Genomic DNA, 15072 nt, shown 5'->3' on the forward strand with positions numbered 1-15072 from the left:
GTTAGCCTCTGCGCCATGCCGATGATCACGATCGCCGATGAAGTGACCGGAGCGCCGAGAGGTCCTGGGTGGACCATGGAGATCTTCGAGGAAGAGGTACGTCTCGGCGAGCTGATTCGACGGCGGGTCTTTCTGGAGGTCGCGGAGTCCGGCGGGCAGGTCGATCCGGAGGAGCGGACCCGGGCGACGCTCGAGGCGTTCGGCCGCAACGGCTTCGTGGTGCTGGTCGACGACCGGCAGGTGACGGCCCTGGACGACAAGGTCCACCTGCATGCGGGGTCCCGGATCACGTTCCTCAAGCTCGTCCCTCTGGTCGGTGGCTGATGGACACGTTCGACCCGGAGCAGGCGCTGCGCGACGTGGTCACCACCTTCAGGGGGCGGTGCGAGCGCAGGCAGAACGCTCTCAACGAAACTGATCAGCGGGACTTCGTCGATCGGGTGAGCATGGTGTGCGGCTGGGCGCCGGACGGCACCGGGCCGGCGCTGCTCGCCGCGCTCAATGACCCGGCCGGGCCGTACGAGCTGGCGCCCCCGCAGATCGAACTGCTGCCGGATGCCACGCGGCGGGCCGAGGAGCTTGGCGCCGCCGTCGCGGTGCTGGATGGTGACGGGGCGGATGACGACCGCCGGGCCGCCGCGGCGATGGCAGTGATCGATGGTCTGCCGAGGTTGCCCTCCAGCCAGGACACGCCGTGGGACGTCGCCCGGGGCGAGGTTTGGGAGCGGGCGACGCAGCTTTTGACCGTCCAGCCGGTGCGGGCGCGGCAGGTGGTGTTCGACGCATTGACCGTGCCGGGACAGGACAGCCACGGGCTGAACGGGCTGATCCGCGCTGTGCGCTCGGCCGGCGGGCTGACTGGATCCGGGTGGCTGGAACGGCTGGGCGGTCAGGCGTGGCTGGGATTCGATCGGTGGAGCGCGTCACTCGTGAGCTTCACCCGGGAGTCGTTACAAGCCGAGTACCTCGCCGGGCGTTCGCACCCGGCGGCCCTGGCGACCTGGCGGCGGACGCGGATCGAGCGCGGATATTCCGACATGGGCCCCGAGGGCGAGGCGATGTGGCCCATCGTCAACGTCGGCGAGCAGTGGGCTGACCGGGCCGTCGCGGACATCGACGCGATGCCGGAGGAGCGCCGATCCGAGTGGCAGGCGTTGCTTGCCCATTGCCTGCTCGGCGCGGACAAGGCGCGGCCGACGGCCGCCTGGCAGAAGAGCACCCGGGTTCTGCTCGACGCGGTCGGCGTCGACGAGTTCACCGATCGGCTCGACGACTGGCTTCCGCTGGTGGGCCTGCCGCGCAGTCTGCCGCTGCGCATGACCACGTGCTGCCCCGGTCACATCGAGGATTTTCCGCCGCGGCTGGCCGACCGCCACAACGTCGGGGTGCTGTGGGGCCTGCTCTGGGCGCGAGCGATGTGCCCGCCGTCGGAGGAGACCCTGCGCAGCCTCGGCCACATCGCGGAACGGGCCGCCCGCAAGGTTCCCGGCCACGGTCCGTCGAGCCCGAAGCTGGCGAACGTCGCGGTCGCGGTGCTCGTCGACACCGATCACCCCGCCGCCCTCGCGCAACTGGCCCGGCTGGCGTCGCGGCTCACCTACAAGAGCACCCTACGCATCGTCGAGAAGGGCCTGACCAAGCACGCCGAGGCGCTCGGCGTCGGCCGTGAGGACGTCGAGGAGATGGCCCTGCCCGGCTTCGGGCTGCCGCTCGCGGACAAGCTGGGTGACAGCTCGTACGAGGTCGAGGTACGCAGCGTCGATGCCGTCGTGGTGTGGCGCAACTCCGACGGCAAGGTGGTCAAGGCTCCTCCGGCGCAGGCGCGCAAGGACCACGGCGAGGAGTTGAAGGAGCTGAAGGCCACCGTCGCGGACATCGGTGCCACGCTGATCGGGACCCGCGACCGCCTGGAAGGGCTGCTGCGGCGCGACCGCGCGTGGACCGTCGAGCAGTGGCGGGAGCGGTTCCTGGACCACCCGCTGGCCCGGACCCTCGCCCGACGGCTGATCTGGACCGTCGACGGCGTCGCCTGCTGCTGGGGCGGCGAGGCCCTGCGCACCGTGGACGACACGGTGTTCGAACCCGCCGGCGACGCGACGGTACGGCTGTGGCACCCGGTCGACGATCCGGCTGCCGTCCTGGCTTGGCGGGACTTCCTGGCCCGGCACATGATCACCCAGCCGTTCAAGCAGGCGCACCGCGAGCAGTACCTGCTTACCGACGCGGAGCGCGCCACCGGCACGTACTCCAATCGCTTCGCCGCGCACATCGTGCGCCAGCACCGTCTCAACGCGCTGCTGTCCCGGCGCGGCTGGTCGCACGTTCGACACCGCAACGACGGCACCAGCTCCCCGGACCCCTGGCTGGCCCTTCCGGACTGGGAGCTGCGCGCCGTGCTGCACATCGCCGGGATCGAGGATCGGGTCGAAGATCTGATGTTCGACACGATGGGGACCGACCAACTGGTGTTCCTCCGGGGGGAGCGCACGCCGGTGCCGCTGGAGGAGGTTCCGGCTGTCGTGTTGAGCGAGGTGATGCGCGACGTCGATTTGTTCGTGGCCGCTGCCGGGGTGGGCAACGACCCGAACTGGTACGACGGTGGCCCCCAGGGCCGGTACCGCGACTACTGGTCGCAGAGCAGCTTCGGCGACCTCACCCCGACCGCCAGGACTCGTCGGGAGGTGCTGGCCGAGCTGATTCCCCGGCTGGCGATCGCCAACAGGTGCACGTTCACCGACCGGTTCCTCGAAGTACGGGGTGACCTGCACACGTATCGCATCCACTGCGGCTCGGGCAACATCCTGATCGCCCCGGACGACCGGTACCTGTGCATCATTCCCGACTCGGCGAAGGCGAAGGAGCCGGAGATGTTCCTGCCCTTCGAGGGCGACAGCCGGCTCGGCGAAATCATCAGCAAGGCGTTGTTGTTGGCCGCCGACAAAAAGATCAAGGATCCGGTGATCCTGCACCAGTTGGCACCGTGACAACGTGCCGCTGCTTTGGCGGGGTGTGCCCTGAGCGGCCCAAGGGCAGTGCGCGGTAGTGGCAGTTCAGCTGGTGGCCCGCTTCGGGAGTAGCAGCTCTTCGTGATCGAGTTCACGTTCCAGGACGCGGAGTTCCTCATCCGGCAACCGGCCGGAGTCGCGCCACCGCACGAGTTCCTCGCGCTGCGCGTCGATGGCCGTCCGCCGGACACGAAGCGCAGCCTCGTACGCCGGTGAGGTCTGTATCTCGGATGAGCCGCTCTGCTCCAGATGGTCCAGCCGCCCGCGGTAGCGAGCCAGTCGGGCCAGCAGTTGCGTACGGGTCTTGTTGACGGCCGCCGCGCTGTCCGGCTCCGCGGCGGCAACCTCGTCGAGCCGGGCCAGGGCGGCCTCGACCGCTGCCGAGCGGGCCTCGTTGCGTACGCGGGCCTGGTCGGCTTCGTTGGCGCGCAGGCCCAGCATCCGCACGAGCGGCGCGAACGTCAGGCCCTGCCCGACGAGTGTCACCAGGACGACCACGAAGGTGCAGAGCAGCAGGAGGTCACGGTCGGGAAAGGGTGCGCCGCTGTCGGTGGTCAGCGGCAGGGTGAAGATCGCGGCCAGGCTGATCACGCCACGGGTGCCGGACCAGCTCAGCGCCACCACTTCGCGGGAGGTGAGTCGGCGGGCGTTGCGGTCAGCGCGCTCGATCTGCCGGGCGGTCCCGGGGTCGTCCTGCTCGGAGATTCCGCCCAGCCGGGTGTGCAGCGACCGGGGGAGGGACTGGGTCAGCACCAGCCACGCGGGGCGCAGCAGGAGCACCACGCCGACCGATACCGCGACAGCGGTGACGATGGTCGACGTGTCGTACTGACGCAGGCCCTTGACGACCTCGGGAAGCTGCTGGCCGATCAGCAGGAAGACGAAGCCTTCGAGGAGGAAGTCGACCAGCCGCCATACCGCGCTGGTCTGCAGCCGGGCGGCACCCGAGGTGAGCTGCGGCGTCTTATGACCGACGATCAGCCCGGCGATCACCACGGCGAGCACCCCGGAGACGTGCAGTTCCTCGCCCAACAGGTAGGCCACGAACGGTGTAGCGAGTGAGATGGCATTCGACAACAGCGGGTCCGCGGTGAACGGTCGGGCCAGACGTACCAGCCAGGCCACTGCCGCTCCCACGGCGACCCCGCCGACCGCCGCCAGCACGAACTGGGCAACGGCGGACGGGAACGAGAACTCACCACCCACCGCGGCGGCCACCGCGACGCTGAGCATCGTCAGCGCGGTGGCGTCGTTGAGCAGCCCTTCGCCCTGAATGATCGTGACCATCTTCGGTGGCAGGTTCACTCGGCGGCCCACAGCGAGGGCTGCCACCGGGTCGGGCGGCGCGATGGCGGCGCCGACAGCGATCCCGGCAGCGAGCGTCGCCCCGGCGACGAACAGGTGGAACCCGATGCCGACCAGTACCCCGGTGAGGAGCACCAGCAGCACGGACAGGCTGACCACGATGCGGAGGTTCCGGCGGATGTCCAACAGCGAGGAGTCCAGCGCGGCGCTGTAGAGCAACGGCGGCAGCACGATCATGAGCACGAAGTCGGGATCAAGGCCGATGTTGGGGCCGGGGAGCAGCGCGTACGCGATGCCGATGAGTGGCAGAAGCGCTGCGGCCGGCAGACCGGTGCGGGCCGCCACCCACCGCACGACGACGATGACCGCTACAGCGGCGAGCACGAACAACAACATCGAATGGGTGCTCACCTGGTTACTTCCCCCTGGAGCGGCGCGAGGTTCCATCCACTGCGAGCGCGCGGCCGAGCCGGCAGCTCGGCGCCGTTGGTGCCGGTCAGCGCAGCATGCAGCAGTAACGAGCGTACCCGCTTGATCAACCGGACCTGGTCGACTGCTGGACACGGCCACCGTGCCCAGCACCGGCGACGACTACCGGTACGTCAACGTCACGGCCGGGACCGGTCCCCAGGCCCGTTCGGCCTGTTGCTGCGGCTGCGGGACGAGAAGTCTCGCCGGGCGCGGATCATTCCGACCACCCCCGACCCGCACGGCGACGGCGTGTCCCGGGACCGTGCTAACGTCTCGTCCCGTTGCCGACGAGCGCCGCTAGCTCAACTGGCAGAGCAGCGGACTCTTAATCCGCGGGTTCGGGGTTCGAGTCCCTGGCGGCGCACCAACGAAAAAGGCCCTGACCTGGTGGATCACACTGGGTCGGGGCCTTTTCGCGTACGCGGGTGCTGGGTCGTCGCTCGGTCGGTCACCATTGAACGCTGCGCGATCACCGGCTCCCGGTTCACCGGCGCCAGGCTCACCGACGTGCGCCTCAAGGACGTCCTGTTCGACGGCTGCCGCTTCGACTACGCCACCTTCCACCGCGTCACCGCCGCCGGCTCGGTCGCCTTCACCGACTGCACTCTCACCAACGGCGCGTGGTCCTCCTGCCGACTACCGCGCATCGCGCTGCGGTCATGTGACCTCGCCGGACTGGAACTGGACTCCTGCCACCTCGACGGCACCGACCTGCGGGGCAGCCGGCTGAAGGGCCTCAAGACGCCGCTGGACAACTTGCGCGGCGTCACCCTCGGCGAGGGCCAACTTCCTGACCTCACCCAGCTGACCGTCGCCGCCCTCGGCCTCACAGTGCGAAACGACTGAAGCCGAGGAGGCATTGTGCTCGCTGAACCCGCTGGCAGCCCGGACACGATCCTCGTCTGCATCCGGGGCAACTCCGGCTCCGGCAAGAGCAGCATCGCCCGCGAGCTACGACGCCGGCACGGCCGGGGCTGCGCCCTGGTCGAGCACGACTTTCGCCGACGCCTTCACCTACTGTCAGGAGCCGCCCGCCGAACGCGGCGCGTACATGATCAGGGCGACACCGATCAGGCAGATGCCGGCGCCGATGATGTCCCACCGGTCGGGCCGGAACTTGTCGACGATGATGCCCCAGGCGAGGGATCCAGCGACGAACACTCCGCCGTAGGCGGCGAGGATGCGCCCGAAGTTCGGGTCGGGCTGGAAGGTGGCGACGAATCCGTACGCGCCGAGGGCGATGGCTCCGGCGGCGATCCACCACAGGCCGCGGTGCTCGCGCCAGCCCTGCCAGATCAGCCACGCCCCGCCGATCTCGAACAGGGCGGCGACGATGAACAGCAGGATCGAGCGGACGACGGTCATGGGTGGACCGTACCGATCCGCCAGCGGACCCCGATCATGCCGGTGACCCGGTCGAACAGGCGCCTGGCGGGGCGATGGTGGCGAAGGGGATGGGGCAGTACGGCTGGTCGGCGCACTCGACGAGGTCGTCGCAGCCGGCCTTCACCGCGGCGCGCAGTGTGCCGGCGATGACCTGTAGGTCAGCGATCTTCACCTCGACCTCGGTCAGCTTCGCCTGGGCGCGGGCCCGCAGGCCGGCGTCGGGGTGGCGTCCGTGACGGTGCCGGCCCGCGTCGAGAAGCTCGGCGACCTCGTCGAGGGTGAACCCGAGCCGTTGCGCCGCTTTGATCACTCTGAGTACGGTGACCGTTTCGGCTGGGTAGAGGCGGTGTCCACCCAGGCTTCGGTCTGGTTCGGCGAGGAGACCGCGGCGTTCGTAGTAGCGCAGCGTCTGCGGGTTCACCCCGGCTGCGGCGGCGACCTGGCCGCTGCGCAATCCGCTCACGCCGTCGGCCCGGCGGCGGCTCGCAGCGCGAGCGCGTCGAGGACGTCGACGTGCGCGGCCGGCACCTGCACGTCGAGGCACAGCGTGCCGGTGTCGACGCCGAGGGTGAAGGAGAAGAACGAGCAGCAGGAGCTTTCCCGGGCGATGAGGTCCCGTGCGGTCGCCTCGGCGCTCGGGTCGAGATGCCACAGCAGCTCGGTGGGGGACAGCCGCTGCTGCCCCAGCAGGGCGGTGGCGAACAGGTTGTCGAATTCGGCCAGCCGCAGGGGCCGTTGCCCGCTCGGCAAGGTGCACGACTCGGGCACCCACGCCTGGGAGTCAGTGGTCATACCAACGACGGTAAGCCTGTACCTGAGTACCGGATGCAAGCCGGACGCTCAGCAAGCGTGCCGACCGGTCGGCACAGATCGGGGCCACCGATGCCGGGGGCGTTCAGACAGTCGGGCCTTTGTGGTGGTCGAGTTCGGCGCGGAGCGTGTCGGCGAAGCCTTCGGCCATGGCGAGTTGGTCGTGGAGGGCGGTGACGCGGGTGGTGGCGGCGGTGTGGAACATGGCGAGCCGGTCGAGCAGGGCGGCGCGGTCGGCGCCGGTGGCGGTGTCGAGGGCGTCGAGGACGGTGAGGAGGTCCCGCATCTCGTCGAGGGTGAAGCCGAGGGGTTTCATGCGTTTGACGACGGCGAGGCGGTCGAGGTCGGGCTCGGTGTAGAGGCGGAAGCCACCCTCGCTGCGGGCGGAGGGGACGATCAGGCCGGCTTCCTCGTAGTGGCGGATGGTGCGGATGCTCAGCCCGACCCGTTCGGCGGCCTCGCCGATCTGCATGAGGCGGCCGGTGGCCGAGCCGGAGCCGTGCTGCTCCGGCCCGGTCTCCCGGCTGGTGGTGGCCATCAGTGGCCAACGCCGAGCTGACCGGCGAGGGTGTCGTGGATGCGGGCGCTGGGCTTGTTCAGTTCGATGATCTCGACGGTCTTGCCGCGGGTGGCGTACTTGTGCGTGATGGCGTCGAGGGCGGCGACGGATGAGGCGTCCCAGACGTGGGCGTGGGTCATGTCGATGACCACCGTCTCGGGGTCGTTCGCGTAGTCGAACTGGCCCACCAGGTCGTTGCTGGAGGCGAAGAACAACTCGCCGCGCACCGAGTAGATCCGTGTCGTGCCGTCCGGGTCCAGAACGCTGGTGACCTCGACCAGGTGGGCCACCCGCCGGGCGAAGATCACCATGGCGGTGAGGACACCGACCACGACGCCGATGGCGAGGTTGTGGGTGGCCAGGGTGGTGGCGACTGTGGCGACCATGACGATGGTCTCGCCGTACGGCATCCGCTTCAGCGTGGCCGGGGCGACGGAGTGCCAGTCGAACGTCGACACCGACACGATGATCATCACGGCGACCAGGGCGGCCATCGGAATCACCGCCACCACGTCGCCGAGCGCGACGACCAGGACCAGCAGGAACACACCGGCCAGGAACGTCGACAGCCGGGTACGAGCGCCGGACGCCTTCACGTTGATCATCGTCTGTCCGATCATGGCGCAGCCACCCATGCCGCCGAAGAAACCGGTGACGATGTTGGCCACGCCCTGGCCCCAGGACTCGCGCGTCTTGCTGGAGGGGGTGTCGGTGATGTCGTCGACGAGCTTGGCGGTCATCAGCGACTCCATCAGCCCGACCAGCGCGATCCCCAGGGCATAGGGAGCGACGAGGGTGAGGGTGTTCATGGTCCAGGGAATCTGCGGCAGGCCGAGGGTGGGCAGACTGTCCGGCAGGGCGCCCTCGTCGCCGACGGTCGGCACCGCCACGCTGGCGAAGACGGTGACCAGGGTCAGGACCACTATGGCGACCAGCGGCGCCGGGATGGCGCGGGTGAGCCGGGGGAGCCCCACCATGATCGCCAGGGCGACGGCGACGAGCGGGTAGACCAGCCACGGCACTCCGAGCAGGTGCGGGACCTGGGCGGCGAAGATGAGGATGGCCAGGGCGTTGACGAAACCCACCATGACGCTGCGCGGGATGAACCGCATCAGCTTCGCCACGCCGAGCACGGCGAGCAGGATCTGGATCGCGCCGCCGAGAATCACCGCCGCGATCAGGTAGTCCAGACCGTGTTCCTTCGCCAGCGGCCCGACGACGAGGGCGATGGCTCCGGTCGCGGCGGAGATCATCGCCGGACGCCCTCCGCAGATCGCGATGGTGACTGCCATCGTGAACGAGGCGAACAGCCCCACGCGGGGGTCGACACCGGCGAGGATCGAGAACGAGATCGCCTCCGGGATCAACGCCAGGGCGACGACCAGACCGGCGAGGACCTCGGTGCGGAACACCTTCGGCGACAACCAGGACGGACGGGACAGACGCGGCCGGTTGACCGCGGACAGCACAGAAGACATACAGCCATTTCCACTCGGGCGTCCCGGGGACGCGCTCGGCAGCTACCCGCCGATCAGCGACAGTCGGTAGATCGGCGTCAGGGCGGCATCGCCCGGACACGTCACGGTCACCGGGGGGAGCGATGCGGCCTCGCCTTGAGCGCCGACAGCGAAGCTACCCTTCCGTAACTGGAGAGTTCATCGAACGTGGTGATCATCACTGGATCGCCACTGAACCCGACACAAGGCGTTGCCGGCGTCCGCAGACGCCGGCAATGCTCCGGTCAGTTGGCGTGGGTCAGGCGTGTGGCGATGCGCAGGCCCAGAAGGGTGTCGTTCATCCACGGCACCCGTTCGCGGTGCAGGCCGGCGGTCATCTGGTCCGCCCACACCTCGTACCGCCGCATGAGCGTGTTGGCGCGGGATCGCGCGCTGGTGATCAGGCAGTCGCCCAGTGGGTCACCGGGCAGGTTGGACGAGTCGACAGCGGGCTCGCAGGGCACCTTGAGGCTGGCCTGGTCGCGCAGTGGGCGGCTGGGGTCGGGCGAGCATGGCGTGGGGCCGCATTGGGCGTAGTTCCCGCTCGCCTTGGCATAGGCATTACCGATCTTGGCGTCCGTCGGCATGTTCACCGGGATCTGGTACTGCCCGAACAGGTTCGCGGACAACACGTCGTCCGAGTCGAGGGCGTTGGGCAGACCCAACCGGGTGTACGCCTGGAGCAGCCGCGCCGCCGTGTTGACTTTCTTCAGGGCGGTGGGCACCGGCCCGCTGACCTGGGTGCTCTGGTCCCGTACCCGGTCGTACATGGACTTCTGCCGGGCCTGGAGGAAACCGCGCAGGGTCGGCGTCAGCGTGGTGTCCAGTGCCGTGTTGTTCACTGCTGTCGCGCCGCTCGCGAAGGCGTACCTGCCGGACGGCCACTTCTGGGTCAGACCCTGCTCGGGCGTCGTCTGGCTGCTACAGCTGAAGAACTCGCAGTAGACCTGGTAGACCTGCTCGTCCGGCCAGGTGTAGTCGGCGGTACGCGAGTTCTGCCAGGCCGCTGACGAGTTCAGCCGGAACCGGCTGTGGATCTGCAACCGCAGCTTGCCGTATGAGCGGATCACTCCGCTCCCGTTGCCCGTCGTCCGGGTGTGCACCCAGCTCGGCGTGTAGCAGTGGCCGACCTCGGGCAACTCCCGTACACCGGCCGGCGGCTCGTCGTGGCGCGGTGTGTACGCGTACTGGAGTGCCCGCACCATGTTCGACATCAGGTCGTAGCGAACGTTGCTGGGCCGGTCGATCTGCCTGCTGCTCTCGCAGGAGGGCACCGTCGCCTCGTCGGCCTTCGCCGGCGCCGCGGCGAGCGGCTTGTCGGTGTCCCAGAACAGGTCGTAGTTCTTGGGCGTCTTCACCTGTACGCCGTTGGCGTCCGGCTCGTAGCGGACCTGGACCTCGTTGGTCCGGAGAGCGGCCAGCGCCGTCGACAGCTCATTGGTGGCGGCGACGTACTCGGTGACCAGCCCGGTGATCAGGCCGTTGGCGTTGCCGTCGGCCGGTCGACCGAAGCTGGCCGCGAGGTCGGCGATGCGGGTGCCCTCCGCCTCGATCTGCGCGGCGCGGCCGGCGCTGACCTGGGCGGCGTAGGTCGGGTTCTGCAGCATCAACATGGCGTACGACTGCGCGCCGAGGTTCCACACCGCCGGGTTGCCGACCGGCGTCGACGGCTCGGCCATCGACGGGTCACGCCCGTTGGCGACCCGGGCCAGGTAGTTGATCGACCGGGCTTCGCCGAAGCTGTTCAGCACCGTGGTCGGGTCTAGCGCCGGGTTGTCGGCGTCGGTCTTCGGCACGACGAAGGCGGCTCCGCTGGCCAGCTGCGTCGAGGTCAGGTGGAACTCGTTCTCCGGGCCGACGAACTCGTTGTACGTCGGGATCGGTTGACCGAAGTTCTCCCGGTACCCGATGTACCTGTTGATGTCGGCGCGGGCGTCGTGCAGGGTGGCGTCGCCGATCGCGGCGAGCACTGTGGCGGCGATGTCCTCCAGGCGCAGGCCGAGCTGGGCTACCTGCTGCTGCACGAGGGTGATCTGCGCGGTGTTGCCGGCGATCGCGGCGTTCAGTTTGTCGAACTGGGCCATCATGTTCGCGTACACCGTGTTGATCTGGGCCTCGACCCGCGCGAAGCTGGAGCGCATCTCGTCGCCGAGGGCCCGCACCTCGTCGCGCAACGCTTTGACCTGGGCAAGGATCTGCGTGTCAAGCGACGGTCCGCTGCTGCCGAAGAGCCCGACGACCGACATCACCGCACCGAAGATGTTGCCGGTCATCGCCAACGTCGCGGTGCTGAAGATCGAGCCTGCGAGGCCACGGCCGCTGATCGCCGCCGCGTACTTGGAGATCGCGCTGATCGTGGTGAGGACCGCCTCCCCGATCACCTTGGACTTCTTGCCGGCGGCGGGGTCGGCGAACCCGATGATGGTGGAGACCATGCCCACCCCGGCCTTGACGTCGGAGATCGTCTGCTGCCGGGCCTTGTCCCTGTCTTCCGCGGCCTTCTTCGCCGCCGCTGTGCACGCGGCGCTCGGCGGCCCTTCCGGCGGGCACTTCTGGTCGTTCTCGCCGATTTCGAGGCGGATCTCCAGGCTCAGGCCGAGCAGCTGCGCGTGCAGGGAGGCCAGTTGCTGCTTGGCCGCCGCGACGTACGCCGCCGGGTCGTCCCGCAGCGCAAGGATCGCGTCGAGGTCGACATGCGAAAGCCCGGGATCCTGCTGGAACTCCTCGTAGGTGCTGGTGATGTCCACCCCGACCGGCTCACCGAGGACGGCGTTCCAGGCGGCGGCGACCGGCGCGCTCGCGGCCCCTGCCTGTCGGACCGCGGACCACACAGCGGCGAAGGCGTCATCACGGCCGCGCAGCCACTGGGCGGTCCGCAGCGCGCCGGAGGCGAGTTCCTCGCGGGTGTCCCACGGCTCGACCGTCCTGCCGATCACGGCCTCGACCAGGCCGGTGATCTCCGGCGAGGTCCGGGTGTCGCCGCCGGGCGCGCCGAGCAGGATGTCGACGGACTTGAGCAGCAGGTCCTGTTCGGGCAGCAGGAGGTCGAACGTGGTCAACGAGCCGTCGAGTAGCTGCTGGCGTGCGGTGAGCTGGGCCTGTGCCTGTTCGGCGGTGGCGTTCGGGTGCAGCCGGTGCCACTGGACGAACTCGGCGGACAGGACGACGGTAGTGATCCGAGCGGCGCCCTGGAGATGGATCTCGGCGACCTGGCCGAAGGCCCGGTCGGTGAGAGCCGCCTGAGAGATGGGGACGGGGACGGGATCGGCCGACGCGGGCTCACCGAGGAGCACGCTTGTCGCGGTGACCGCGATCATCGCCAGCACGGCAGTCCCGCGCCTGGTGCGCGTGGAACGTTTGAGTGTCATGCCGCGAACGTATTGAGCTGGCCGGAAAGGGCGCTGAAACCGCGCTGACTCGCGCAGGGTGCCGATCAGCCGGCGGCCTGTGACGCGGCGGGCGCGTCGAGGGCCGGTGCCACGACGGCGAACGCCTGGTCCATCAGCTCGGCCAGGTGCTGCTCGTCGTCGCCCGGCTGCCACCGCTGAAGCACCGTGTCGAGTGCCAGCAGTGCCATCCCGGCGGCCATCCGTGGGTAGGGGTCGGTGTGCGGGTCGACGCGACGGCGGTTGGCCAACTCGGCGGCCAGCTCGGCTCGCCACTCGATCTGGCGTTCCAGCCAGCGGGCGTGCAGGGCGGCTGTGTCAAGGATCAGACGGACGACGACCCGCGCTCGCTCGGAGTGCTCCGGGTGGTCGTTGCAGGCGGCGAGCGGCACCCAGAGAGCGTGGCGCAGCGCGACCGACGGTGGCTCGGCGGGCGGCCGGGCGGCGAGTTCGGTGATGATGTCCGCGCTGGTGTCGGCCAGGAACCGGACGACCACATCCTCTTTGGACGCGAAGTAGCGGAAGAAGGTGCGTCGCGACATGCCGGCCGCCGCCACGATGTCGTCGACGGTCACCGCGTCGAAACCCTTTGTGGCGAGCAGCATCAGGGCGGCGTCGCGCAGCTCGTCGGCAACGAGCTGGCGTTTGCGTTCGGCCAGGCTGTTGTCGGCACGGGATCTCATCCGTCGATGCTACGTCATTCGGTGCCACACCATGCCCTTGTTGGCATCACGCGCACTGGTTGACACTGAGTGTCACCGATAGCACAGTAGGTCGCATGACTGTCAATGGCTGGTCCACTGAACAGATCCCCGACCTGAGTGGCCGTACCTTCGTCGTCACCGGTGCCACAGCGGGCCTCGGCCTGGTCACGACTCGGGCGCTCGCCGCTCGCGATGCGCGCGTCGTGCTGGCCGTCCGCGACGAGGAGAGAGGTCGCCGGGTGGCGGCCGACATCGCCGCAGCCCGACCCGGCGTCGACCTGGACGTCCGACGGATCGACCTCGCCGACCTCGACTCGGTGCGGACCTTCGCCGACGGGATGCACGCCGACCACCGTCGGGTGGACGTGCTGATCAACAACGCCGGGGTGATGGCCCTGCCGCGCACCCTCAGCCCGCAGGGTCACGAGATGCAGTTCGCCACGAACCACCTCGGGCACTTCGCGCTCACCGGCCTCCTGCTCGACCTCCTGCTGGCCGGCCGGGATCCGCGGGTGGTCACTGTCACCTCGGTCAACCACCGCCAGGCGAAGGTGCGCTTCGACGACCCGACCGGCGAGCGGGGCTACTCCCCGATGGGTTTCTACAACACGTCCAAGCTGGCCAACGCGATCTTCGGCTACGAGCTGCATCGGCGGCTCGACGCTGCGGTCAGCCCACTGCGCAGCTTCCTCGCCCATCCCGGGTACACCGCGACGAACCTGCAGAGCAGCGCGAGCACGCCGATCTGGCGGCTGTTGCTGGGCCGGATCGGCAACCCGCTTCTCGCCCAGCCGGTCGAGCGGGGTGTCTGGCCGCAGCTGTTCGCCGCCACCGACCCCGGGGCGCAACCGGGACGGCTCATCGCTCCCGGTGGGCCAGCCGAGCTGCGCGGCCACCCCGCGCCGGGAGAGCTGTCCGCGGCGGCGATCGACCCGGAGCACGGCCGCCGTGTGTGGGAGATGTCCGAACAGGCCACCGGCGTGCGGTTCGGGTCGCTGCGGCCAGCGAGCTGATCGCGGCACCACCCGGCACTCTTCACATCCACCGTGCTGGATCGTCCATGCGGCGAACGACCACAACGGAGGAAGAGTGTTCGCTGCTTACGTCACTGTCACCGTTCCCGACAGCTGGTGGGTTGGGTCGTGTTCTTCGTGACCGTGGTGGCCGCGCTGGCGGTGAATGTGCTCCACCGCTGGTGAATGAGGGGTGGCCCGCGCCTCACCGGTCCAGGCTGGTGAGGCACCCGTCCCGCATCTGGACGGCCCGGTCGCAACGTGCGGCGATGCCGGTGTCGTGGGTGGCCATGATGAGGGTCGTACCCCGCTCGTCGCGCAGCCGCAGCAACAGGTCGACGATCGCGGTGCCGTTCTGACTGTCGAGATTGCCGGTGGGTTCGTCTGCCAGCAACAGGGCAGGTTGATTGATCAACGCACGGGCGATGGCGACCCGTTGCTGCTGCCCGCCGGAGAGCCGCGACGGCAGGGCGGCGGCCCGGTCGGCGAGCCCCACCATCGCCAGCAGCTCACGCGCACGAGCGACCTTGTCGAAATCGGTGCGGAACGGAATCAGCGGCGCCATGACGTTGTCCAGGGCGGTGAGCGTGGGCAGCAGGTGGAACCGTTGGAACACGAAGCCGACCCGTCGCCGGTAGGCCGCCAATGCCCGGCCGGACAAGCCGGTCACCTCCTGGCCGCCGACGTCGATCGTGCCACCGTCGCTCTGTTCGATGGCGCCGATCAGGTGCAGGAGCGTCGACTTGCCCGAGCCGCTCGGCCCGGTCAACGCGATCGCGGTGCCGGCGGCGATCGCGAGGCTGACGTCGTTGACCGCGACCAGCGGTGCTCCGTCGGGCAGCGGGAACGACTTCCGTACCCGCGTGAGACACACAAGCGGCACGGTGAGCGTGCTCGACGCCGCAGCTGACGTCCGTTTCATCGGACCTACTCCTTT

Annotated in this window: 13 protein-coding genes, 1 tRNA gene and 1 pseudogene; 6 read left to right on the forward strand and 9 right to left on the reverse strand. The window is 69.3% G+C overall.

Going from position 1 to position 15072, the window contains the following annotated elements; genetic code table 11:
* Nucleotides 1-15 precede the first annotated feature (15 nt).
* Both MED01_RS24675 and MED01_RS24680 read left to right on the forward strand, forming a co-directional pair.
* Nucleotides 16-324: a hypothetical protein gene (locus MED01_RS24675; RefSeq protein WP_238670931.1), complete on the forward strand. Its 309-nt coding sequence runs from the start codon at nt 16-18 to the stop codon at nt 322-324.
* The gene (locus MED01_RS24680; RefSeq protein WP_238670932.1) at nt 324-2984 is read left to right on the forward strand and encodes a DUF4132 domain-containing protein; all 2661 of its coding nucleotides are present in this window, start codon (nt 324-326) and stop codon (nt 2982-2984) included. Before MED01_RS24675 ends, MED01_RS24680 begins: the two co-directional genes overlap by 1 nt.
* A 66-nt stretch (nt 2985-3050) precedes the next feature.
* Here the strand turns inward: MED01_RS24680 and MED01_RS24685 are convergent, their stop codons facing one another.
* Nucleotides 3051-4757, reverse strand: coding sequence for a Na+/H+ antiporter (locus tag MED01_RS24685; RefSeq protein ID WP_238670933.1), 1707 nt, complete (start codon nt 4755-4757; stop codon nt 3051-3053).
* Between the two features lie 315 nt (nt 4758-5072).
* Here MED01_RS24685 and MED01_RS24690 point away from each other — a divergent pair.
* From MED01_RS24690 to MED01_RS24700, 3 genes and pseudogenes are all read left to right on the forward strand, one after another.
* Nucleotides 5073-5148 (forward strand) — tRNA-Lys (locus MED01_RS24690).
* A 20-nt stretch (nt 5149-5168) separates the two neighbouring features.
* Nucleotides 5169-5627, forward strand: coding sequence for a pentapeptide repeat-containing protein (locus MED01_RS24695; RefSeq protein ID WP_308193550.1), 459 nt, complete (start codon nt 5169-5171; stop codon nt 5625-5627).
* Nucleotides 5628-5642: 15 nt separating this feature from the next.
* Nucleotides 5643-5798, forward strand: a pseudogene (locus tag MED01_RS24700) (kinase); the annotation flags it as partial.
* 3 nt (nt 5799-5801) lie between these two features.
* Here MED01_RS24700 and MED01_RS24705 read toward each other — a convergent pair.
* The 7 genes from MED01_RS24705 to MED01_RS24735 form a co-directional block, all read right to left on the reverse strand.
* Nucleotides 5802-6146: a YnfA family protein gene (locus tag MED01_RS24705; RefSeq protein WP_238670935.1), complete on the reverse strand. Its 345-nt coding sequence runs from the start codon at nt 6144-6146 to the stop codon at nt 5802-5804.
* 34 nt (nt 6147-6180) lie between these two features.
* Nucleotides 6181-6630 carry a MerR family transcriptional regulator gene (locus MED01_RS24710; protein ID WP_238670936.1) on the reverse strand — a complete coding sequence of 150 codons (450 nt, stop codon included), beginning with the start codon at nt 6628-6630 and terminating at the stop codon, nt 6181-6183.
* Nucleotides 6627-6959, reverse strand: coding sequence for a hypothetical protein (locus MED01_RS24715; protein WP_238670937.1), 333 nt, complete (start codon nt 6957-6959; stop codon nt 6627-6629). The genes MED01_RS24710 and MED01_RS24715 overlap by 4 nt, the downstream gene beginning before the upstream one ends.
* Nucleotides 6960-7062: 103 nt before the next feature.
* The gene (locus MED01_RS24720; protein ID WP_372493711.1) at nt 7063-7515 is read right to left on the reverse strand and encodes a MerR family transcriptional regulator; all 453 of its coding nucleotides are present in this window, start codon (nt 7513-7515) and stop codon (nt 7063-7065) included.
* Nucleotides 7515-9014, reverse strand: a complete 1500-nt coding sequence (locus MED01_RS24725) for a SulP family inorganic anion transporter (RefSeq protein ID WP_238670938.1) — start codon at nt 9012-9014, stop codon at nt 7515-7517. The genes MED01_RS24720 and MED01_RS24725 overlap by 1 nt, the downstream gene beginning before the upstream one ends.
* Nucleotides 9015-9277: 263 nt before the next feature.
* Complete coding sequence (locus tag MED01_RS24730; RefSeq protein ID WP_238670939.1) at nt 9278-12400, reverse strand: hypothetical protein; 3123 nt, start codon at nt 12398-12400, stop codon at nt 9278-9280.
* 65 nt (nt 12401-12465) lie between these two features.
* On the reverse strand, nt 12466-13101 hold the full coding sequence (locus tag MED01_RS24735; RefSeq protein ID WP_238670940.1) for a TetR family transcriptional regulator: 636 nt from the start codon (nt 13099-13101) through the stop codon (nt 12466-12468).
* Nucleotides 13102-13196: 95 nt separating this feature from the next.
* Here MED01_RS24735 and MED01_RS24740 point away from each other — a divergent pair, with 95 nt between their 5' ends.
* On the forward strand, nt 13197-14135 hold the full coding sequence (locus MED01_RS24740) for an oxidoreductase (RefSeq protein ID WP_238670941.1): 939 nt from the start codon (nt 13197-13199) through the stop codon (nt 14133-14135).
* A gap of 205 nt (nt 14136-14340) precedes the next feature.
* Here the strand turns inward: MED01_RS24740 and MED01_RS24745 are convergent, their stop codons facing one another.
* Nucleotides 14341-15057, reverse strand: coding sequence for an ABC transporter ATP-binding protein (locus MED01_RS24745; protein WP_238670942.1), 717 nt, complete (start codon nt 15055-15057; stop codon nt 14341-14343).
* Nucleotides 15058-15072: the final 15 nt, after the last annotated feature.

The organism is Micromonospora alfalfae (assembly GCF_022230925.1).
Taxonomy (GTDB): domain Bacteria; phylum Actinomycetota; class Actinomycetes; order Mycobacteriales; family Micromonosporaceae; genus Micromonospora; species Micromonospora alfalfae.